Raw genomic sequence first — 23419 nt, 5'->3', positions numbered from 1 at the left:
TACTAAAGGGAGATGATGCACTTTGATAAAAAATGGACTACCAGAAAAACAAGGCTTGTATGATCCTAATATGGAGAAAGATAGTTGTGGTGTTGGGTTTATTGTAAATATTAAAGGAATAAAAGAGCATCGTATATTAAAACAAGGATTAGAAATATTGAAGAATTTAAAGCATAGAGGTGCTGTTGGAGCAGATGCTAGCACTGGGGATGGATCAGGAATTATGCTTCAGATTCCTCATGAATTTTTAAAAAAAGAAACTGAAAAACTTGATATTAAGTTGCCAGATGAAGGAGACTATGCTGTTGGAATGCTTTTTTTGCCTCGACATCCAAATGTACGACTTTTTTGTGAAGGAATATTTGAAAAGGTACTAAGAGAAGAAAACCAAAAACTTATTGGTTGGAGAGAGGTGCCTGTTAATGAAAAAGCATGTGGTGAATCTGCTAGGGCTACAAGGCCAATTGTGATGCAGGTGTTTATAGATAGAAATAAACAAGAAAAGTATGAATTTGAGAGAAAACTATTGATTATCAGAAAGCGTGTTCAAAATATTATTATAGATTCTAATAGAGCTTATACAGAGAATTTTTATATATGTAGTCTGTCAAGTAGCACTATAGTTTATAAGGGACAGATTTTAGGTTATAAATTGGATGAATTTTATTTAGATCTTCAGGATAAAGCTATGAAAACTGCAATTGCAATTGTCCATGAGAGATATAGTACAAATACGTTTCCTTCATGGAAACTTGCACAGCCATTCAGATATTTAGCACATAATGGTGAAATTAATACGATAAGAGGGAATGTAAACTGGATGAATGCAAGAGAAGGAGTTATGCATTCTAAGATATTTGGAGAAGATTTCAAGAAAATATTGCCAGTTATTGAACCAGATGGAAGTGATTCTGCTTCATTAGATAATGCATTAGAATTATTTGTAGCAAATGGACATCCATTGGAAAATGTAATGATGATGCTTATTCCAGAAGCTTGGCAGAATGATTCAAAAATGGATAAGGATAAAAGAGGGTTTTATGAATATTTTGCAAGATTAATGGAGCCTTGGGATGGACCTGCTACAATAGCTTTTACAGATGGAACTAAGGTAGGAGTAACATTAGACAGAAATGGATTAAGACCAGCACGCTATCTTATTACAAAGGATGATTTAGTGATAATGGCATCAGAAGTTGGTGTTGTTGAAGTAAAGCCAGAAAATGTTGCTAAAAAGGGAAGAATTGAGCCAGGAAAAATGCTTCTTATAGATATAGAGGAAGGTAGAATTGTTTCCGATGATGAAATAAAATGGGCAGCATCTAAGAAAAAACCATTCGTTGATTGGATTCAAAAAAATAAGCTAACCCTTGATGATATAAAACAGCCTTATGAGATTAAAAAGATGAGAAAAGAAACATTGATGTTAAAACAAAAAATATTTGGCTTTACAAAAGAAGAGATAGAAAAAGTAATTAGTGTTATGGGGGATTGTGGAGAAGAACCAATTGGTTCGATGGGGCTAGATATTCCTTTAGCTGTTTTATCTGAAAAAAACCAGCTTTTATTTAATTATTTCAAGCAGACTTTTGCTCAGGTTACTAATCCTCCAATAGATCCTATTAGGGAAGAAATTATTATGTCACTTATTCAGTTTATAGGAGGGCATGGAAAGCTTCTTGATGAAATTGAAACAGAAAAAGATTATAAATATATTGAATTAAAACATCCTATTTTATGTAACAGACAGATGGAAGATATAAGACATTTGAATAATGATGATTTTAGAGCTATTACAATACCTATTACATTTGAAATTGATAAAAAGAATGGTTTAAAGGAAGCATTAGATTATCTTTGTAAGCGTGCAGAAGAAAGTGTAATAGATGGATACAATATTCTTATATTAAGCGATAGAAGTTTAGGCAGATACAACGCTGCTATTCCAAGCTTGTTAGCTTTAGGGGCAGTACATCACCATTTGATTAGGAAAAAATTAAGAACATCAGTTGATTTGATTGTTGAAGCTGGAGATGCTAGAGATGTAATGCATATTGCCCTTTTAATTGGCTATGGAGCAAAGGCTATTAATCCTTATATGGTATATGATGTGATTGGAAATATGGTAGAGAATAAGAAGTACTTTAAAAATATTACTAGTTTAGAAGAAGGTTTTGAAAACTATTGTAAAGCTATTTCATCAGGATTATTAAAAATAATATCTAGAATGGGTATATCAACAATCCAAAGTTATAATGGAGCTCAAATATTCCAAGTTGTAGGAATAAATCAAGATGTAATTGATGAGTATTTTACAGATACACCATCAAAAATATCTGGGATAGGATTAGATGGTATTGCTGATGAAGTTATTCGTAGACATACTATAGCCTATAAAAACGCTGGAAGATTAGATGTAGAATTAGATATAGGTGGGGAAATGCAGTATAGACCTAATGGAGAATATCATATGTTTAATCCAGAAGTAGTAAAAAGATTAAGAAAATCATGTTTAGAGAATGATTATTATCTTTATAAAGGCTATGCAAAGGAAGTAAACGAACAAAATGAGAGAATAGCAACTATTCGTGGATTGTTAAAATTCAAAGATAGAAAGAGTGTGCCTATTGAAGAAGTTGAACCTGTAAAAAATATTCTAAAAAGATTTACTATATCAGGTATGTCATTTGGATCACTTAGCAAGGAAGCTCATGAGACTATTGCAACAGCAATGAATAGAGTTGGAGGTACGAGTAACTCTGGAGAAGGTGGAGAAGATCCAGGTAGATATGAATTAAGACCTAATGGGGATAATTTACGAAGTGCTGTAAAACAAGTTGCATCAGCTAGATTTGGGGTAACAATGAATTATCTTGTAAATTGTGATGAACTTCAAATCAAGATGGCGCAGGGAGCAAAGCCTGGAGAAGGAGGACATTTGCCAGGAAGCAAAGTGACAGCAGAAATTGCAAAGGTTCGTCATTCTATCCCAGGAATAGATTTAATTTCACCACCACCTCATCATGACATTTATTCAATAGAGGATTTAGCTCAATTGATATTTGACTTAAAAAATGCAAATCCAAAAGCACGTATAGGTGTAAAACTTGTATCAGAAGCAGGCGTTGGAACTGTTGCAGCAGGAGTAGCTAAAGGTTATGCTGATGTTGTAATGATAAGCGGACATGATGGAGGTACAGGAGCATCACCTATAAGCTCTATGAAGTATGTAGGACTTCCGTGGGAAATAGGTCTTGCTGAAACACAACAGACGCTTTTATTAAACAACCTAAGAAGCAGAATTACTATACAGGTTGATGGAAAAATGAGATCAGGAAGAGATGTAGTTATTGCAGCTCTTTTAGGAGCAGAAGAATATGGTTTTGCAACTACAGCCCTTATATCTATTGGTTGTATGATGTGTAGACAATGTCATTTGAATAGGTGTCCAGCAGGAATAGCAACTCAGGATAGCAAGCTTCGTGAAAGATTTAGTGGAAAGCCAGAGCATTTGATTAGATACCTAACGTTTGTAGCAGAAGAAATTAGAGAAATAATGGCAGAATTAGGATTTACTACAATGGATGAAATGATTGGAAGAGTAGATGTATTAGATGTTAAAGAAATAGACAGGTATAAATTAAGAGAATTAGATTTATCAGCTGTATTATATAGACCTAATCTTCCATCACGTATTGTTGATAGATGTACAGTTTCACAAAACCATAAGATAGAAGATATTTTGGATAGAAAATTGATTAGTTTAGCTAAACCAGCATTAGATGAAGGAGTAAATGTTGAAGGAAGGTTTAAAATCAAAAATACTGACAGAACAGTTGGAACTATGCTTAGTGGTGAAATTGCAAAACGTTATGGAGATGCTGGACTTTCTGATGATACGATTATTTTAAACTTTGAAGGTTCGGCAGGTCAAAGTTTTGGTGCTTTTGCAATTAAGGGTATGACATTAATTCTTGAAGGAGATGCAAATGATTATCTTGGAAAGGGATTATCAGGAGGAAAAATTATTGTTGTTCCACCCCAAAATGCAACATTTATTCCAGAAGATAATATGATTGCTGGAAATACCCTGCTTTATGGTGCAACATCAGGAGAAGTATATATTAATGGAATGGTAGGACAGAGATTTTGTGTTCGAAACAGTGGAGCTACGGCAGTTGTTGAGGGTATAGGAAACCATGGATGTGAGTATATGACGGGAGGAATGGTAGTAATATTAGGAAATGTAGGCAGAAATTTTGGTGCAGGTATGAGTGGAGGAGTAGCTTATGTATTAGATGAAGATAGGGATTTTGATACGAAGTGTAACAAACAAATTGTTGAGATTAAGCCTCTAGAAGATAAGGATATACAAAAAGTAAAAAATCTTATTTGTAATCATTATGAATATACAAAGAGTAAAAAAGCAAAAGATATTCTTGATAATTGGGATTTATATATAGATAAATTCTTAAAAGTAGTTTCTCCTATTTATCAAATGAAATTGGAAGGTAAATAACTATAATCCTTCTTGACTTTGTAAGTCAAGAAGGATTTGCTTTATTCTAGTATAAATTATTGTTTATTTTCTTTGCATAAGCTTAATAAAAAATTAGAAATATCTCTTGTGGCATTAGGTTTTTTTAACCTAGACATATTTTGCTTGAAAAAATTATATTTTTCTTTGTCTTCTTTTAACATGTTGATGCAAAAAATGAGAGAATTAGGACTGTTGGCAACCATGCCGATGCTATTATTTAATATAAATTCTGTATTTCTTTCTTCTTGACCCGGAAGTTTAGATGTAATAATAATTGGGAGTTCTTTTATAAGAGATTCAGTTACAGTTATTCCTCCTGGTTTGGTTATAATAATATCAGAAACGCTCATTAGTTCATCTATATTATTCATAAAACCAAATATTTTCACATTGGGTCTTTGAATTCTTGAGAGATATCTATATAACTCCTCGTTTTTTCCTGTAACAACCAATAACTGAATATCTATGTCATAAGCAAATAGATAGTTTAATGTTTCTGTAATATTCCCAAGACCTAGACCGCCACCCATAATGAGTGCAGTAAAGGTATTTTCAATTTCAAAGCTATTGCATAGCTTGCTTCGATTATGAGTTATGTTAAATTTTTCATCTACTGGAATACCGAAAAATTTTGCTTTTTCATATGGAATCTTCAAATATGGAATTTTATAAGCTAAATTTTCAGATGGAAAAATATAATAATCTACTTCTTTATTAATCCAACTAGGATGAATTGTATAATCTGTTAGAATTGTCACCAAGGGGATATTGATTTTTCCCTTTCGCTTCATTACAGAAAGTGCTTCTGCAGGAAACGGATGGGTACATACAATTACATCTGGTTTAAAATCTGTCAGCAATTTTGAAAGTTTTCTTGATAATAAAATTTTATTTAAAAATTCACTTACATCTGAGATAGAGCTATCTGTAACTTCTGAGCGATTATATAAAAATCTATATAAAGCAGGCATATATTTTATGGATTTCATGTATGTTTCAATAATTATTTTGTGTAAATTAGGATGTATATAATTAAAGGTGTCAATGATTTTTATATGATGATTTGGGTGACGTCTTTTTATATAACCAGCTACAGTTTTAGAAACTTGATTGTGACCTTCTCCAGCGGATACAGTAAAAAATAAGATATTCATGTAGCTCACCTCCCAAATGTACATTATACCATTTTTATAGAAAATTTTATCTGTTATTTAAAGAAATTTATAAATGAACAATAAGTTTTGCAGCTTCTAACAAATTGTAAACGGTATAATCTGCATTTTTACAAGGCTTTCCAATCTTAATTGTTTTGCATCCAGCTTTAAATCCGGCTTCTATGTCCATTTCTCGATCTCCTACCATATAAGAAGATTTAAGATCAATATGATATTTTTTCGCAAGTTCTAAGAGCATTCCTGGTGATGGCTTTCTACAAGTACATTTGGTTTTGAAATGAGGGCAGTATGCAATATCATGAATAGAAATTTTTTCTGACTGAAATATTTTTGTCATTTCATTATGGATACGATGTAAATCATCTTCAGTAAAATAGCCCATTTCGATACCTCCCTGATTTGTAACGACAAATAGTAAAAAATCAGCTTTACTTAACATTTTTAGTGCATCAATGGTCCAAGGATAAAGGATTAAGTCTTCTGGTTTGTTCACAGGTTTTTTATTATCATTTATAACACCATCTCTATCTAAAAAAACTGCTTTCTTCATAAAAACCTCCTTTTATCTATGTAGTATTTTGAATAAGTATATGTTAAAATATGTTTTATATTCATTTAAGGTTTTTGAATAAAAAATTATGGTGGTGATGATTTGAAAAGAATTATTTTAGAAAGAATTTCTAAGGCTTCATTAAATAAAATTTTAGATATAGATAATTTTAAAGATATAGATTGGATTTGGGTAAATAGAGAGATTTTTAGAGATATTTTATACAATTTAGATTTAGATAGAGAATTTGAGGAAGAGGAATTAGAAAAATTTTTAAAAGATATTGAAGATGAGGTAATGATAAAGGAACTTTTAGGGCCTTTTAAAAAAGAAGGATATTTGTCTTTAGATCAAAATTTATTTGCGAATTTAGAAAAAGGATATAAACCAACATTAGATATAGATACGATTATATTTGTAAAAGAGAAATATTATAGAAAGCTTTTTATTAAGCAGATAAATGGTTACAATTGGGTACTAAAAGCGATGGCAATAGATACTTATTTAAGGATGGGACTAGAATACAATAGTTTAAAAGAAACTTATGAAGAGTTGTATAATGAAAATACTCGTATTATTGAAGATCTATTATCAACGAATGAATATGCTTTTTTAAATGGAGTATGGAAATTTGAGAAAAAAACAAAAGAATTGTATTTCTATAAATCAGGAGAATTTTATAATAGCTGGACGGAAGGAGAAGTCAATTCAAGATTTGAAGAACTTATAAAAAAATAGAAAAAATATAAGGAGTACAGGGGATTATGATTACCTGTACTTCAAATTTATATATAAAAGAAATAGTCTTAATGCTATAATAAAGAATAACAATGTTTTAAAGCGTTGGAAGGGGATATGCATGAAGGAAAGTATACATAATATAAAAATAATAGCAGATAGAATAGAAAGAGCAGCAGATAAAATACAATTAGAAGGACTAATTGATGAAATGATTAAAATTTGTAAATATATAAAAGATGAACTTAAAGAGAAGAAAAAAATAGCGAATGATATAAAGTTAGAAAATATAAATACAATTTCTTTTCTTTATAAACCTATATTAAAAAAGAATTATTATGAGGGTACTTATTTAGAAGAATTTTCAGAAAGAAGAACTTATGAGCTTAAGGAAGCAAAGGCATTAGATGTACATAATAAATTTTGGCAAACTCATGAAGTTTTAAGAGGGAATATATTTGGTTCTATACCATTAGGGTTAATTAGCAAGGACGTGGCAGAAAGGTTAAAATTTTTTGGATGGGATGAGGTTTGTGTTGACGTTTTTGAGGTTCAAGAACGCAAGTGTAGCATGAAAGAATTAGTAGAGTATTGTAAAATAAAGTTTTTAAATTTTCTTATAGTAAATGAAAAATCAACAGGAGCAGAATTAATATTGCATTACAATATTTAAGAGGGTGTTATATTGGCACGAACTATAAAAAAAGCAGAAAAATATTTTACAATTTGTATTGCAACAGTGTTTATGGGTCAGATTTATTTAAGCCCTTTTTCAACAGCTTTTAGATTTACTTTAGGGGTAGTAGTACTTTCTCTTTTACTGATTTATTTTAAAGATATTTCTATTATTACAGCTACAAATATTATAGGTGTATGGGTTTTTCTATTTAGATCTTTTGTATATATAGTGTCTCATCCTCAGGCAAACTTTGATGAGATAATTCACCTTTATTATCCTGTAGGGATATTTTATATATTGTTTGGGATATTATTTGTTCTACTTAATGTACGAGGTAAACTCAATAAACCTATTATGTTTATAGCATCCTTGTGGTTTTGTGATAGTATGTCAAATATGGTGGAAGTATTTTTAAGAAGGGAAATAGAAGCATATTCTTTTGAAAAAGTAATCTTAGCTATTATTTTAATGGGACTGGGAAGGGCTTTGCTTACAATTTATATTTATAATGCTGTTATTTATTATATGAATCGATATGAAAGAGAACAACGAGAAAAGAAATACAGAGAATTAGTAATGCTTATTGCAAATTTAAAAGCAGAATTATTTTTCTTGAGAAAGTCAACCATTGATATTGAGGAAGCAATGAATAAAAGCTATGATCTATATGAAAAATTAGAAGATACTACTTTAAAAGATAATGCTTTATTAGTGGCGAAGGATATACATGAAATCAAAAAAGACTATATTCGTGTTGTTACAGGAATAGAAAAGACATTAGCAGAAGAAAAATGTGAGCCTTAATATGAGCATAGAAGAAATATTTACAATTATTAATGGAAATACCCAAAAGATGCTTGATGCACAAGATAAAAATATTATCTTGAGATTTAAATGTACACACGATTTTAAAACGAGTCAGTTTTATCCATTAATATCTGTATTAAATAATCTAATTATGAATTCTATAGAAGCAATGGGTGAAGTTGGAGTTATTACTATTACAGAAGAAATAGATGGAACAGATTGTATCTTTCAAGTGATAGACAATGGTAGTGGAATAGAAGAGGATGATATTGATTTGGTTTTTGAGCCTGGATTTTCTACAAAATTTAATTTAGTAACTGGAGAAATGTCAACAGGTATAGGACTAACTCATGTAAAACATATTGTAGAAAACCATTTTAAAGGTAAAATCTGTGTGAAGTCAGAAAAAAATATAAAGACTGTTTTTCGTATAACAATTCCAATGGAAGTGCTGATATAGGGGGAGATTGAAATGAGCTATAACTTTTATATTATAGATGATGACAAAGGGGTTAGAAAAGTTTTAAAAAATATCATTTCTCAGCATGATTTAGGATACGTAATAGGTGAAGGGGATAATGGAATAGATGCAATTAAAGAGATAAAAGAGTTTAATCCTGATATTGTATTAGTAGATTTATTGCTTCCTGGAATAGATGGAATTGCGATTGTGTCTGAAATAAAGAAAATGAATATAAATACAAATTTTATTATGATTTCACAAGTAACATCGAAGGATTTAGTATCAAAGGCATATAATAAGGGAATAGAATTTTTTATTCATAAGCCTATTAATGTGGTTGAAGTGATTTCTGTTATTAATAAAGTAAAAGAAAAGATAACAATGCATAATGTAATTCAATCTTTTGAAAAAGCATTTCATAATATGAATATTTTAAAAGAATATACGGGTATGACAAATGTTCAGACAGTTTCAGAAAAAGATCGGGTTAAAAAAGTACTTTCGCAATTAGGAATTCTTGGAGAATCTGGAAGTAATGATATTGTTGAAATGATTTCAATGATATTAGAACAAACAGAAGATATAAGAGCACAGCTTCTTAAGCAGAAACTATCAGAATTATATAAAATGTTAAACAAAAGATATAGAGATGATTATAAAATTTCATCTAATGTGGGTGCTATAGAACAGAGGATTAGAAGGGCAATTATTAAAGCGTTAGGAAATATTGCAAATATGGGCATAGAAGATTATGGAAATGATATATTTATGAGGTATTCCAATACATTGTTTGACTTTAAAGAGGTAAGAAAACAAATGGATTGTGCCCGTGGCAAATCAAACTATGGAGGTAAAATAAGTGTCAAGAAATTTATTGAAGGAATTATTGTAGAGTTAAAAAGTGAGCTTTAAAAAACTAAAACCATGTGGTTTTAGTTTTTTTATTATTAATTATTTGATAATTCTTTAATATGAAAAAACAATGAAGTATAATTGCGTAGTTTTGCGTAGGATTCTGTAGGATGTGATTTATCATTACTATATGTTAATAAATTAATAAAGGAGGATGGATATGAGTAATAAAAAAATGAGTTTAACAACAAAAATTTTTATCGGACTAATATTTGGTCTTATTACAGGTCTTGTTCTAAACAAAATGGGTTCTTCCTATCTTCGTGATACTATTTTAGTAAATGGGGTATTTACGCTTGTAGGAACTGTTTTTTTAAGAGCTATTAAAATGATGGTTGTACCATTGGTATTCATTTCTATTGTAAATGGAGCATCATCTATTTCAGACATTCGAAAACTTGGTAGAGTAGGAAGTAAGACGATTGCTTTTTATCTTTTTACAACAGCAATTGCCATTACAATTGCAATTGCACTTTCAACAGTTGTTCAACCAGGAGTAGGCCTAGACATGTCATCTTTAGTAAAAACTGAACCAACTATAAAGGAAGGAAAGGCATTAGTTACGGTTATTACAGATATGGTGCCTACAAATCCAATATCAGCTATGGCAAATGGATCTATGCTACAGATTATAGCATTTGCAATTCTTATGGGAGCTGCTATAGCTGCATTAGGAGAAAAATTACAGTCTGTAAAAGATGCATTTGACAAATTAAATGATTTAATGATGAAAATGGTTGAAATCGTTATGCTTCTTGCACCATTTGGAGTATTCTGTTTAATTGCAAAAACTTTTTCAGGATTAGGGTTCGATGCAATGAAGCCTCTAGCAAAATATATGTTCTGTGTATTGTTTGCATTGTTGTTACATGCAGGATTTACTTATACAGGTATGTTAGTTGCGTTTACAAGACTTAATCCAATTACATTCTTTAAGAAATTTTGGCCTGCTATGAGCGTTGCTTTTTCAACAGCAAGTTCAAGTGCGACATTACCTGTTACTCTTGAAACTGTAGAAGAAAGACTTGGTGTAAATAAAAGTATTGCATCTTTTACTATTCCTTTAGGTGCAACTATTAATATGGATGGTACTGCAATTATGCAGGGTGCTGCAACTATATTTATATCACAGCTTTATGGATTGCCATTATCATTTAGTGCTATATTAACAGTTATATTAACAGCAACATTAGCATCTATAGGAACAGCAGGGGTACCAGGAGTTGGACTTATCATGTTGTCTATGGTGCTTCAAGCAGTTGGATTACCAGTAGAAGGAATTGCTATGATAATTGGTATAGACAGAATACTAGATATGTGTAGAACTGCAATTAACATTACTGGTGATGCTATGTGTACAGTAATTATTGCAAAGTCAGAAGGAGAATTCAATGAAGTAGTATACAATTCTAAAGTAGAAGATAAAGCAATTGTATAAAAAAAGAGATGACTAAGGTCATCTCTTTTAAATTTATAGAAATTTTTCTTTTACTTTATTCCAAAAATCATAATCTTTTAACCGTAATATTTTAGGTCTTAAATCAGACATTCTTAACAGGATTTCTTCAATTTCATAATGTTTATGTTCCATACCGTCTGTAACAATAAGAATAGAGTTTTCAAAAGTATATTCAGGATAAATTTTTATAATAGAATCTTTCGGTACTATAATGCTAGAAGTAAAAGAGCGATAAGCAGTAGTAGTAATAGGTGCGATAGGTGTGATTTGTAATAGATTTAGTCTAGGATCTACAATACTTCCACCTAAAGAATAGTTATAGGCAGTACTACCGGCAGGGGTTGATACTAAAACACCATCTCCACTAAATTTTTCTAAAAAACTATCATCTAATGATATGTTTAGATGGACTGTTCTGGATTTATCACCTTTTATAGTTATTTCGTTAATCCCAATAATTTCAATACAGTGACTTTTTGTACATACAAGAGCTTCAACAGGATGAAGCTCTTGTATTGTATAATCACCTTTTTCATAACGAAAAATAAATTCATCTAGCTGATAAGGGGATAATTCTTGAAAAAATCCTAAATGTCCTGTATTTACACCGATAATAGGAATATCAGGGAAATTATATTCATGCAATGTGCGAAGAAATGATCCATCTCCTCCAATACATATAATTAAATCTGCTTCAAATGAAAATTTTTCTGGAATGATAAAACCATTATTTTCAAGTTTTTGTTTTAAAATTCTGCTAATTTCTTTTGAGATAGGCCGATCGTTAGCTACAATATTTATTATACGTGTTTGGATTTTGGTCATGAAATCCACCTCATTTCCACGTTTTGAATTATTTAATACATTGTAACATATTTATCATGCTTGTTAAAGAGAATGAAAAAGTATCTATAAAGATTATTTACAAAATGTAAGAAAATAAGTCTAAATATTTTATAGCTGGAAAACCTAATTTTATTAAGAGCAAAGAGGTGATGTAAATGAAGCCTTTAATTGTTATAGCAGGAATTATAAGGAGAGATAGAAAGATACTTATAGCACAAAGATATGTAAAGACTGAAAATGTTTTTAAATGGGAGTTTGCAGGAGGAAAATTAGAAGATGAAGAGGCTCCAAAGCAGTGTTTAGAAAGAGAAATAAAAGAAGAACTAGATTTAGACATTCAGGTAAAGGATATTTTTAAAGTAGTTTATCATAAATATAATGATAAAACTATATTATTACTGTGTTATTTATGCGATGCAGTTTTAGGAGAACCTAAAGCTATTGAATGTAATGATTTTAAATGGGTTACGATTAAAGAACTAGAAAAGTTTACATTTACAGAAGCAGACAAACCTATTGTAGAAAAAATTATTTTTGTAGGAGAAAAAATATTTGAAATTGACGCAGATAATATAAATCAATATAATAAAGTGTAGACTTTTTAAGATAGTAGGTGGATTTAGTGAAATATGAATCAAAGGAAATTTGTTCAAATATATTAACATTTAAAGTGGATGCAGAACACGCAGGAATGACATTAAAAGAAATATTATATGATAAAATGAGATTGTCTAGCAGATTGGTAAGAAAACTTAAAAGAAAAAAAGGCATATTGGTTAATGAAAATAGAATACCTTTTCATGCAGTCTTAAGAAAAGGTGATTTTGTTAAGGTAATTATGGAAGAAGAGTCAAATCAATTTGAACCTGAAGATATTCCAATAGAAGTTGTATATGAAGATGTAGATTTGCTAATTGTAAATAAGGAACCAGGTATTGTAGTACATCCTACAAAAGGCCATCCTACAGGAACGATGGCAAATGCAATAGTTTTTTATATGCAAGAGAAAAAAGAAAACTTTAAAATTCGATTTGTAAACAGATTAGATCGAGATACGTCTGGATTGATTATTATTGCCAAAAACCCATTTGCACAACAAGAGTTATCAAAGCAAATGCAAGAAAACTTGGTTGAAAAAATATATTTGGCTGTAGTAAAAGGAAGGATTAAAGAAGATAGGGGAACAATTTGTGCGCCTATTGGAAGAGAGGAGCCTGAAAGTATTAAAAGAAAAGTTTATGAAGGTGGACAGCCTTCTGTAACTCACTATGAAGTTATAAACAGATTTGAGGAAGCTACTGTTGTAAGGGTTAAATTAGAAACTGGTAGAACCCATCAGATTCGTGTACATATGACCCATATAGGACATCCTCTTATAGGAGATGAATTATATGGATCTGTAGATGAAAAACTTATAAAAAGACAGGCACTTCATGCAGAGACATTGACTTTTTATCAGCCAAGAACAAATGAGCGTATAGAGGTAAAAGCTTCTGTTCCAAAAGATATTGAAGAACTAATAGAGAAACTAAGAACATAGGAGAAAAAATAAACAGCTTCTTAAGGAGCTGTTTATTTTTATAGATTAAACACATACAAATGATTCAATTCTTTTTAAATCTGTACCATAATATATCCACCAAAAGCCAATCCATCTATAACCAGATATGGATTTTCTACCTATATATACAGGATAGAACCAGAAATTGTCACCATTTTTTAGCCAAATATACGTGTATCTATATTTGCATCGTCTGATGGAACCAGGATCTACTTTATATGGGGTCATTTCAGGAATTTGTGATGGAGGTGGAGCTAAAGGTGGACCATTAGGTCCAAAGGAAGGTCCAAAAGGTAGACTAAATGGTGGCATAGGAAGATGCATAAACATTTAAAATACTCCTTTCATAAGTTGTACTATATTATATTCCAAAACTAATAAATTGTGAGTATTACAAATATGAAATTAGGTGTAATAAAAAATGGTAAATCATTATGCAGAGGGAATGAATTTACCGTCGATTATGCTATCGATATTTATATTTAATTGTTCGAATACACTGATATGTTCGTTGATTTTATGCAGCAATTTTTCTAATCGTATAAATCATCGAATATATGGTGTGATTGAAAAGGAAAATAATGAATTTAATAGAAATATATAATAAATAGGTTGGTTTACATCATACTATTAGACGGGAGTGGGGAACATAATGAATGAAGTAAAAGATCAAGAATGTTATAAGTGTGTGATCGATATGATAAATACTATGGGAATTGATTCAACGGATGATTATCTAAAGCAGGAACTTAGGGATATAACGAAGGATGTAGCTTGTATAAGAGAAAGGATTACAGATATGAAGAATTCCATTTTTGGTGAAACAAATAGCGATGAGTTGAATCATCTGAAATATGATATTGAAGATGCTCAAAAACTATTAAATAATGTGCTTAAAAAGTTAGAAATAGCTGATAAAAGATATATATTCTTTAAAGAGTATACAAGAAACAAAATAAATAGTTGCTATTAATATAATTAGAAGTAAATTAGATATGTATAGAATTGGGATAAGTATCCCAATTCTCTTTTATTCTTCACATGTTCCAAAAAAGTCACCAAAAAGAGGAAGACAAAATATTATGATTAATAACAAAAAGAAAAATAATAAGGTATCATTATCTTTAAAGAATCCGAAACCTGATTTTTCAGCCATTATATACACCTCCAACAGTATTTTGTTATGCATATAATATAAAATATGCTTTTCGTAAGGTATATGTTACTTACCTGAACTAAGAAAATAAACTAGTACTAAAAATAATAAAGTATATTAATATGAAAACAGAATTGGGTTAATTAACCCAATTCTGTTTTTTTTAATAGCAACTATAGAAATAAGGGTAGCAGAATAATACGACTAATAACAAGAAGAAAAATAGTAAGCTACTATCACAACAATCATTGTAGTATTGTTGATCAGTCATTTTTATACCCCCTTTTTATTCCTGATTGCATAGGTATATTTTTAAGTTTTATAAGAAATTGTAACTGTTTTATAATTTATCAGCATCTACCGTAGTAGTATGGGCAGCAGAACAATACTACTAAAAGTAAAAAGAAGAATAATAAATTGTCTTTATCAAAATAATTACAATCAGTCATTTTTTTATGCCTCCTTATTTATTATGTTGATTTCATGGTTTTATTATATTTTCATTTCTTGTCCTGTGCTTAATATAAAGTATGCAAAAAAGAAAAAATATGTTACTAAATGATTAAGGATTTGTATGAATATTAGTAAAATAACAAAACAGGGTTAAATTTTTAACCCTGTTTTATTAATTTAAATTAATTAACTTTTTTATATGGATATGCGTTGCGAATATAATAGTTAAGATAGTATCCAAGATTATCTGCATTTATTAAACTATCAAAAACTGATTGGGGAACACCATGATGTAGATAGGTTTCACCAGAAATAAATTTTATTTCTAATATTTGATTCGTAGGATCATAACCTACAGATTCAATATTGGTTGAATGTACCTTTACTTTTGTCATTCTATTCTCCCCTTTATTTAAAAGTTTATTTAAAAATTTTTTAATATGTACAAATCTATTATAATAAAAGATCATTTGAAAACATGTAGAAAGCTGTTGTCGTTTAGAATAATGTTTCATCGAAAAAAGCCTAGAACTAGTCGTTTATTTGTTGAAAATAAAAGGAATTATGTGGTGTTGTTAAATAGATATATAATATTTCAAATATTATAGTTTTAAAATAGTAATTCTTGACATAGATATAATTACAAGCAGGATTACTTTAATTTAGATTAAGGGGAAAATATTATTTTGCATGACATTAAGTTTGTGTTTAAAAGGGGGGGTTGAAAGATTATGATGGATTTTTCAGAAATTATTAAAAAGGATAGAGAAGAGAGAAAAAAGGAACATTTTGAGGGCACTTTTTTAGATTATCTTCAAATTGTGAAAGAAGACCCATCAATAGCTATGCTAGCACATCAAAGAATGTATGAACGAATAATAGAAAAAGGAGTAGAAGTAATCAATACAGAAGAAAATCCAAGACTTAGAAGAATATATGGTAATGATGTGATCAAAAGATATAACTTTTTTAAAAATGATTTTTTTGGTATTGATAAAAGCTTAATGAAAATTGTAAGATATTTCAAAGCAGCAGGTATGAAAGGAGAAGAATCACGTCAAGTTTTATATCTTGTTGGGCCTGTAGGTGCAGGGAAATCTTCTTTAATGGAAGTATTAAAAAAGGCTTTAGAAATGGGACCACCTGTATATGCAATTAAAGGGTGTCCTATGAGAGAAGAGCCTCTCCATTTAGTTCCAAAGCATCTTAGGGAAAAAAATTTGAAGATTTACTAAATGTAAAAATTGAAGGAGATTTATGTCCTATCTGTAGATACAGACTAATAAATGAATATAATGGAGAATTTGAAAAAGTTCCTGTAGAGACAGTAGATTTCAGTATTCGATCAAGAAAAGGTGTAGGGGTAGTTCCTCCAGTTGACCCTAATAATCAGGATACTTCTGTTCTTATAGGATCTGTAGATATATCAAAACTAGATTTATATCCAGAGGATGATCCTAGGGTATTATCTTTAAATGGAGCGTTCAATGTTGGAAATAGAGGAATTGTTGAGTTTATAGAAGTATTTAAGAATGAGGTTGAGTATCTGCATGCAATGATTACTGCAACACAGGAAAAGAGTATTCCATCTCCTGGTAAAGGATCAATGATTTACTTCGATGGTATTATTTTGGCTCATTCAAATGAGGCAGAATGGAACAAATTTAAAGCAGATCACACAAATGAAGCTATATTAGATAGAATTGTTAAAATTGAAATACCATATTGCCTTGAATTAAATGAAGAAGTGAAAATTTATAATAAAATTTTGAAGAAGAGTAAGTTTAGTACGCATATTGCGCCTCATACAATAGAAGTCGCATCTATGTTTGCAATTTTAACCAGACTTGCTCCTTCTACGAAAGTAGATCCTTTGACAAAATTAAAAATCTATAATGGAGAAGAGATTGTAGAAAAAGGAACTACTAAAAAGATAGATATATTAGAACTTAGAGAAGATGCTCCTAGGGAAGGTATGACTGGAATATCTACAAGGTTTATTATGAAAGCTTTAGATACTGCAATGGCAGAAGCAGAACATGACTGTATTCATCCTATTGCAATACTTGAAATTTTAGTAAAATCAGTAAAAGAGTTATCAATTAGCGATGAAGAAAAGAAAAAATATTTGAATTTCTTGCAGCATGTTATTAAAAATGAATACCATAAGAGGCTAGAAAAAGAGGTTACAAAAGCCTTTATACATGGATATAATGAACAAGCAGAAGATTTGTTTAATAATTATTTGGATCATGCTGAAGCTTATGTAAATAAAACGAAAATCAAAGATAGAAGTACAGGTGAAGAGTTAGAACCAGATGAAAAATTCTTAAGATCTATAGAAGAGCAAATTGGCATTACACAAAGTGCAGCAAAAGGCTTTAGGCAAGATGTTACCTCTTATATGTTTTATTTAATGCGTAGTGGCAGCAAGATTGATTATAAGTGTTATGAGCCTTTAAAAGAAGCAATCGAGAAAAAATTAACAGCTTCTGTAAGAGAATTAAGTAGAGTTATTACAAGCACAAAGGTAAGAGATAAAGATCAGAATAAAAAATATAATGCTATGGTAGAAGAAATGAAGAGAAATGGATATTGTGACCATTGCTGCAATGTAATTTTAAAATATGCTGCAAATAATCTATGGAAAGATTAAATTATAACGATCACAGGACATTTTGTCCTGTGATCGTTATAGAAATAGGTAGTACGGAGGTGAGATTGTGGCTATATTTAGAGAGTTTGACAGCAGGGGGAGGGATAGGGCAGCAGAGGATAGAAGACGACATAGACAATTGGTAGAAGATTCTATAAAAAAAAATATAGGAAATATTATTGCTGAGGAAAGTATTATTGGCCAGAGCAAAGATAAAAAGATAAAAGTTCCTATAAAGGGAATTAAAGAATATCAATTTATATATGGAAAAAATAAAAAGGGAACTGGCTCAGGAACAGGAAATGAAAAAAGAGGAGATAAAATTGGCAGCGATCAAATAAAGGAAGGACAAGAGCAAGCTGGAAATACAGAAGGTGAAGATATTTATGAAACAGAGGTGACTATTGAAGAATTAATACAATATTTGTTTGAAGATTTAAATCTGCCTTATATGCAAAGAAAGAAGTTTAGTGAGATAGAATCTGAAAAAAATTTCAAAAGATTGGGATACCAAAGAAAAGGTATTCCGCCAAGGCTTGCAAAGAAAAGATCAGTTATTGAAAAAATAAAAAGGAAAAAAGCATATGAAAGAGGGCAAAAACAGATCGGTAAAAATAATGAGGAAGAAGAAAATAAAAGATTTCCTTTTAAAGAAGACGACCTAAGGTATTATCGTGTTAGACAAGATGTAAGACGGGAAAGTAATGCAGTGGTAATTTGTATTATGGATACTTCAGGATCTATGACACTTACAAAGAAGTATTTAGCTCGAAGTTTTTATTTTCTTTTATATCAGTTTGTAAGGCTTAAATATGTTCATGTGGAGATTGTATTTGTGGCACATACAACGGTAGGAAAGGAAGTAAGTGAAGATGAGTTCTTTCATAAGGGAGAATCAGGAGGAACATATATTAGTAGTGGTTATGAAAAAGCACTAGAAATTATTAAAGAAAGGTATAATCCTGAAGTATGGAATGTCTATGCATTTCATTGCAGTGATGGAGACAATTGGTCAGAAGATAACAAAAAAGCTGTAGAGTTAGCAAAAAAATTGTGTGAAACCTGTAATCTTTTTGGATATGGAGAGATTGTACCAGGATATTATACACGAATGAGCACAATTAAAGCTGAATTTAATATGAAAGTAAAGTATCCTAACTTTTCAATTGTTACAATGACAAGAAAGGAGGATATTGTTCCTGCTCTTAGAAGGCTATTAGATAAAGATGAAGGGCTTAAGGAATAATAATTTTTCATATGAGGGAATACACAATTAAGGAACTAGAAAAGTGGAATAATAAAATTGAAGAGATTGTAAAGGAAGAAGGATTAGACTGTTATACTCAAGAATTTGAAATTTGTAGTTATGAAGATATGATCTGTTATGAAGCTTATGTAGGAATGCCTTCTCACTATCCACATTGGAGTTATGGTAAGGCATATGAAAGAAAAAAGACGCTATACAAATACAATGTAGAAGGACTTCCTTATGAAATGGTCATTAATTCTAATCCATGTATTGGATATTTGATGCGTGATAATACTTTGCTTCTGCAGATTCTTACTATGGCTCATGTATATGGACACAATGATTTTTTTAAAAATAATAGATTGTTTGTAGAAGGAACTTGTGCAGAGGATACTATTGAGCAGTTTAAAAATCATGCAAATCGAATAAGAAGCTATATACAAGATCCAAGCATTGGATACGAAGGAGTAGAACGGATATTAGATGCAGCTCATGCTTTGAGATTTCAAACAACAAGAGTGATGGGAATGAAAAAGCTATCAGATGATGAGAAAAAGAAAAGAATTCTTGAAAAATATTACGAAGAAATAAAAATAAAAAGTCCTTTACAAGAAAAAAAGAACATTCCTTTTCCAGATTTAGATAAAATCCCTTTAGAGCCTACTGAAGATATTATAGGATTTATAATAGAATATGGAAAATTAGAAGAATGGGAAAAAGATCTATTGAATATTGTAAAAGAAGAGACACAATATTTTATTCCTCAAATTGAAACGAAGATAATGAATGAGGGATGGGCAAGCTATTGGCACTATAAGATTTTAAATAAATTGGAATTGCCTCAAAGTCTTCATATGGAATTTCTTAATAGGCATAATCAGGTAATTAGGCCTTTTTTAGGAGCTGTAAATCCTTATTATATGGGATTTAAAATGTTTAAAGACATTGAAGAAAAATATGGAAAAGATAAGTTGTTTGAAGTTCGAAAATTTGAGAGAGATCAATCTTTTATTAGAAGATATCTTACAAAAGAACTTTGTAGAGAGATGAATCTTTTTCAATATCGTAAAAAAAGCAAAGATTATGAAATAGAGGAAATATCTGATGATAAGGGCTGGAAAGTGATAAGAAATACTTTAGCAAATAGTGTAGGAATGGAATCAACCCCTTGTATTAAGGTTATGGAAGTATCTAAAAAAGACAACAGCCTTTTATTAGTACATGAATATGACGGCAGAGAATTAGAATTAACTTATGCTTATGAAACATTAAGATACATTGCAAAACTTTGGGGAGGAAAAATTGAATTAAGGACGACTGTTGACAATTTGAAAAAGCGTATTATATGTGATGAGAATAAAAATATATTTTTAAAAAATGAGTAGGAATGAGGAATGAGGGACGGTTAATTCTTAAAGTGGAATGAGGGACGGTTAATTCTTAAAGTGTTTATTGAATAAAATTTAAAAATTTACAAAAACTACTCCAAGAAAAGAATGAATATGCCCCTGTCAAGTAGACAGTGGAAAAAATAAAAAGGAATTGCGCTAATCGTACTTTACGGTTAGCGTGATTTTTATGCAACATTACATAGGTATTGTCTGTATTCTAAAGGTGTCATACAACCAAGACGTTTTTGATATCTGTGATTATTGTAGTATTCAATGTAATTAGTTACTGCTGTTTCTAATTCTTCATAAGTATAGAATTTTCTTAAATAGTACATCTCTGATTTCAGCATACCCCAGAATGCTTCCATTGGTCCGTTGTCAATACATCGTCCAACTCGGGACATGCTCTGAATCATTTCTGATTTATCCAACTTCTTTCGAAATATTTTTTGATGTATACTGAAATCCACGATCACTATGAAAAATAGGCTTTTCATCTGGATAATTCTCATGTGCAAGATCAAATGTTTTAAATACTAAAGGATTGTTATTAGATTTACCAATAACAAAAGAAACTACGCTTTTATCCGATAGATCAATTATTGCACTTAAGTATGCTTTTTGATTATTGCCATATTTAAATTCCGTAACATCTGTAACCCACTTCTGACCAAACTTATCTGCTTTAAAGTTTCTATTTAAAATGTTTTCCGCTATAACTTCAGGAGTTGACTTAATATATTTTTTCTTCTTCTTTCGACATACCGACTTTAGGCCTAAAATAGTCATTAAGCGATAAATTCTCTTATGATTTACTCTAAAATTGTTCTCTCTGTTTAGTTTAATTGTCATTTGACGATAGCCAAGAATACCATCTCGTTCTTCATAGGCTTCTTGAATTAAAGGTATAAGTTTTTTGTTAAAGTTCTCATTTTTACTCTCTTTACGATTCAACCATTTATAATAAGATGACCTTTGAACACCAGCTATTTCACATAGTGTAAAAATTGGATATGACTGTATATCATGTAATTCTTTAATTGCTAAATAGTAGGTTTCATTTCTTACTTGGCTTAAAATCGCCTCCTTTCTATTTCTTCTAACTTTTTTAAAAAATCAATCTCCATTTGTTGCCTTTTTATTTTTGAGCTTCCAGAAGTTTGTTTAGTGCTCTAAGCTTTTCAATCTCTGACAATTCATTTGCATTTTTCTGTTTGCCACGTTTATCTTTTAATGCCTCAACACCAGATTCCTCATATTTTTTAGTCCATGAATAGACTTGATGATATGATACTTTATATTTATCTGCAGTTTTACTATAGCTGTTCTGATGTTCAATGCAGTGCTTAACAATTTCTATTCTTTCATTAAAATTAGTTTTACGTCCGTTGGCCATGACTTTATCTTCTCCTATTCCTGATGATTTTAACTCTTCATGACCATTATACTTTATAATCCACTTAAGAACAGTTGTATGTGAGGGAATCTTAAATTTTTTTGCAATGTCATATATCGAACTGTCACCCTCAAGATATGCTTTAATAACAGTAATTTTAAATTCTTTTGAATAGAAATTATTATGAGACTTATTCATTAATGCTTCTTTACCCATTGATTGATAGTTTACAATCCATTGTCTAAATGAGTTTCTAGTTACACCATATTTAGATGCAATTGATGTTTGTGATCCTACATTATTTAAATATTCTTCAACTGCTTTAATTTTTAGTTCGTAATCTATTTTACCTTTTCTGCCCATAAGAAAATGCTCCTCCTTCAATAAACAGTTTTTTTATTTTAACTGTCCACTTCAAGGGGAGCATATCAGAAAGGAGTAGTTTTTATATGCCTAGAACAGCTAGAGTAAAAAGTGAAGATTCAATATATCACATAATGGTAAGAAGTATAAGCGAAATAAACCTATTCAATGATGAGGAAGATAAATTAAAATATTTCTCATTAATAAAAAAGTACATAAAAAAATTTCAATTCAAAGTTTACGCCTATTGTCTTATGGACAATCATGGACATTTAATCATAGACGCCAATGGAGCAGATATATCAAGAATAATGCATTCTATAAATTTCTGCTATGCAGGATATTACAATCGAAAGTATCAAAGATATGGCCATGTGTTTCAAGATAGATATAAAAGTGTAATAGTAGATAAAGATGAATATTTAATAATGCTATCAGCGTATATTCATAACAACCCAAAAGATATAAAAGAATATAAATATAACGTATTAAATTACAGATTTTCAAGCTTAAAGGAATATGTATATAAAACCAATGAATTTGAAATATTAGATAAAACTTTTTTAGAGGAAATACTATATTTAACAAATGAAAAAAATATAAAGAAATATTTATCCTTAGTATATAAAACAGATACAGAAGATGAAGAACTAGATGTAGAATTTGAAAAGAAAAATAGTGAATATAGAAGTCAAAGGAGAATATTAGTAAGAGACTATACCCCTGAGAGAGTAATAAGCTTCGTAACAGAATATACAAAAGTAAATAAAAATAAAATATATATAAAATATAACAAGAAATATACAGAGACAAGAGCACTGTGTGCATTTTTGATGAGATGCTTTTGCAATTTTACCCAAAGACAAATTTGCAGTGTAATAGGGAATTTAAGTCAATCAAGAGTATCAAAATTATGTTCAATAGGGTTAGATATAGCATTTAACAATGAAAAATATGGAAATATAATAGAGGAATTTATACAAATTGCTTAAAATAGAGAAGTTTTTAAATAGCACATGATAAAT

At 30.0% G+C, this 23419-nt stretch carries 22 protein-coding genes and 1 pseudogene; 14 read left to right on the top strand and 9 right to left on the bottom strand.

Annotated elements, in window-relative coordinates:
• The first annotated feature begins 70 nt into the window (after positions 1-70).
• On the top strand, positions 71-4519 hold the full coding sequence (gltB, locus tag FQB35_RS10990) for a glutamate synthase large subunit (protein ID WP_408625501.1): 4449 nt from the start codon (positions 71-73) through the stop codon (positions 4517-4519).
• 56 nt (positions 4520-4575) lie between these two features.
• Here gltB and FQB35_RS10985 read toward each other — a convergent pair whose 3' ends face one another.
• Both FQB35_RS10985 and FQB35_RS10980 read right to left on the bottom strand, forming a co-directional pair.
• On the bottom strand, positions 4576-5694 hold the full coding sequence (locus FQB35_RS10985; protein WP_168198323.1) for an MGDG synthase family glycosyltransferase: 1119 nt from the start codon (positions 5692-5694) through the stop codon (positions 4576-4578).
• 67 nt (positions 5695-5761) lie between these two features.
• Positions 5762-6265 carry a D-glycero-alpha-D-manno-heptose-1,7-bisphosphate 7-phosphatase gene (locus FQB35_RS10980; protein ID WP_148809942.1) on the bottom strand — a complete coding sequence of 168 codons (504 nt, stop codon included), beginning with the start codon at positions 6263-6265 and terminating at the stop codon, positions 5762-5764.
• A gap of 102 nt (positions 6266-6367) precedes the next feature.
• Here FQB35_RS10980 and FQB35_RS10975 point away from each other — a divergent pair, with 102 nt between their 5' ends.
• From FQB35_RS10975 to FQB35_RS10950, 6 genes are all read left to right on the top strand, one after another.
• Entirely contained in the window at positions 6368-7003 is a 636-nt protein-coding gene (locus tag FQB35_RS10975) for a hypothetical protein (protein ID WP_148809941.1), read from the top strand.
• Positions 7004-7124: 121 nt separating this feature from the next.
• A complete protein-coding gene (locus FQB35_RS10970; RefSeq protein WP_148809940.1) occupies positions 7125-7676 on the top strand; it encodes a hypothetical protein in 552 nt (183 codons plus the stop codon).
• Positions 7677-7688: 12 nt separating this feature from the next.
• A complete protein-coding gene (locus FQB35_RS10965; RefSeq protein WP_148809939.1) occupies positions 7689-8486 on the top strand; it encodes a hypothetical protein in 798 nt (265 codons plus the stop codon).
• Between the two features lies 1 nt (position 8487).
• Positions 8488-8949 carry a sensor histidine kinase gene (locus FQB35_RS10960; protein WP_148809938.1) on the top strand — a complete coding sequence of 154 codons (462 nt, stop codon included), beginning with the start codon at positions 8488-8490 and terminating at the stop codon, positions 8947-8949.
• A 12-nt stretch (positions 8950-8961) separates the two neighbouring features.
• Complete coding sequence (locus tag FQB35_RS10955) at positions 8962-9864, top strand: response regulator (protein WP_148809937.1); 903 nt, start codon at positions 8962-8964, stop codon at positions 9862-9864.
• A gap of 160 nt (positions 9865-10024) precedes the next feature.
• Entirely contained in the window at positions 10025-11302 is a 1278-nt protein-coding gene (locus FQB35_RS10950; RefSeq protein WP_148809936.1) for a dicarboxylate/amino acid:cation symporter, read from the top strand.
• Positions 11303-11335: 33 nt separating this feature from the next.
• Here the strand turns inward: FQB35_RS10950 and FQB35_RS10945 are convergent, their stop codons facing one another.
• The gene (locus FQB35_RS10945; RefSeq protein WP_148809935.1) at positions 11336-12148 is read right to left on the bottom strand and encodes an NAD(+)/NADH kinase; all 813 of its coding nucleotides are present in this window, start codon (positions 12146-12148) and stop codon (positions 11336-11338) included.
• A gap of 176 nt (positions 12149-12324) precedes the next feature.
• On the opposite strand from FQB35_RS10945, the gene FQB35_RS10940 reads away from it, so the two are divergent.
• The gene (locus FQB35_RS10940; RefSeq protein ID WP_148809934.1) at positions 12325-12765 is read left to right on the top strand and encodes a (deoxy)nucleoside triphosphate pyrophosphohydrolase; all 441 of its coding nucleotides are present in this window, start codon (positions 12325-12327) and stop codon (positions 12763-12765) included.
• Between the two features lie 26 nt (positions 12766-12791).
• A complete protein-coding gene (locus FQB35_RS10935; protein WP_333473031.1) occupies positions 12792-13709 on the top strand; it encodes an RluA family pseudouridine synthase in 918 nt (305 codons plus the stop codon).
• Positions 13710-13754: 45 nt separating this feature from the next.
• Here FQB35_RS10935 and FQB35_RS10930 read toward each other — a convergent pair whose 3' ends face one another.
• Entirely contained in the window at positions 13755-14060 is a 306-nt protein-coding gene (locus FQB35_RS10930; protein ID WP_148809933.1) for a collagen-like protein, read from the bottom strand.
• A gap of 322 nt (positions 14061-14382) precedes the next feature.
• Here FQB35_RS10930 and FQB35_RS10925 point away from each other — a divergent pair, with 322 nt between their 5' ends.
• Positions 14383-14703, top strand: a complete 321-nt coding sequence (locus tag FQB35_RS10925; RefSeq protein WP_148809932.1) for a hypothetical protein — start codon at positions 14383-14385, stop codon at positions 14701-14703.
• 57 nt (positions 14704-14760) lie between these two features.
• Here the strand turns inward: FQB35_RS10925 and FQB35_RS16455 are convergent, their stop codons facing one another.
• Together FQB35_RS16455 and FQB35_RS10920 are read right to left on the bottom strand one after the other, a co-directional pair.
• Positions 14761-14886, bottom strand: coding sequence for a hypothetical protein (locus tag FQB35_RS16455; RefSeq protein WP_269902686.1), 126 nt, complete (start codon positions 14884-14886; stop codon positions 14761-14763).
• 635 nt (positions 14887-15521) lie between these two features.
• A complete protein-coding gene (locus FQB35_RS10920; RefSeq protein ID WP_148809931.1) occupies positions 15522-15734 on the bottom strand; it encodes a KTSC domain-containing protein in 213 nt (70 codons plus the stop codon).
• Between the two features lie 339 nt (positions 15735-16073).
• Here FQB35_RS10920 and FQB35_RS10915 point away from each other — a divergent pair.
• The 3 genes and pseudogenes from FQB35_RS10915 to FQB35_RS10905 all read left to right on the top strand — a co-directional run bounded on the left by FQB35_RS10915 (position 16074) and on the right by FQB35_RS10905 (position 20629).
• Positions 16074-17995, top strand: a pseudogene (locus FQB35_RS10915) (PrkA family serine protein kinase).
• Positions 17996-18062: 67 nt separating this feature from the next.
• The gene (yhbH, locus tag FQB35_RS10910; RefSeq protein ID WP_148809930.1) at positions 18063-19241 is read left to right on the top strand and encodes a sporulation protein YhbH; all 1179 of its coding nucleotides are present in this window, start codon (positions 18063-18065) and stop codon (positions 19239-19241) included.
• An 11-nt stretch (positions 19242-19252) separates the two neighbouring features.
• Positions 19253-20629: a SpoVR family protein gene (locus FQB35_RS10905; RefSeq protein WP_148809929.1), complete on the top strand. Its 1377-nt coding sequence runs from the start codon at positions 19253-19255 to the stop codon at positions 20627-20629.
• A gap of 191 nt (positions 20630-20820) precedes the next feature.
• Here FQB35_RS10905 and FQB35_RS10900 read toward each other — a convergent pair whose 3' ends face one another.
• Genes FQB35_RS10900 through FQB35_RS10890 form a run of 3 tightly spaced genes read right to left on the bottom strand, consistent with a single transcriptional unit; the run spans position 20821 to position 22394 of the window.
• The gene (locus tag FQB35_RS10900; protein WP_207707292.1) at positions 20821-21051 is read right to left on the bottom strand and encodes an IS3 family transposase; all 231 of its coding nucleotides are present in this window, start codon (positions 21049-21051) and stop codon (positions 20821-20823) included.
• 7 nt (positions 21052-21058) lie between these two features.
• Entirely contained in the window at positions 21059-21715 is a 657-nt protein-coding gene (locus FQB35_RS10895; RefSeq protein ID WP_148809927.1) for an IS3 family transposase, read from the bottom strand.
• Positions 21716-21773: 58 nt separating this feature from the next.
• Complete coding sequence (locus tag FQB35_RS10890; RefSeq protein ID WP_148809926.1) at positions 21774-22394, bottom strand: helix-turn-helix domain-containing protein; 621 nt, start codon at positions 22392-22394, stop codon at positions 21774-21776.
• Positions 22395-22480: 86 nt separating this feature from the next.
• Between FQB35_RS10890 and FQB35_RS10885 the strand changes: the two genes are divergently transcribed.
• Entirely contained in the window at positions 22481-23386 is a 906-nt protein-coding gene (locus FQB35_RS10885) for a transposase (protein ID WP_148809925.1), read from the top strand.
• Positions 23387-23419: the final 33 nt, after the last annotated feature.

Source organism: Crassaminicella thermophila, assembly GCF_008152325.1.
Classification (GTDB): domain Bacteria; phylum Bacillota; class Clostridia; order Peptostreptococcales; family Thermotaleaceae; genus Crassaminicella_A; species Crassaminicella_A thermophila.
This window is presented reverse-complemented; position numbering and strand designations above follow the sequence as displayed.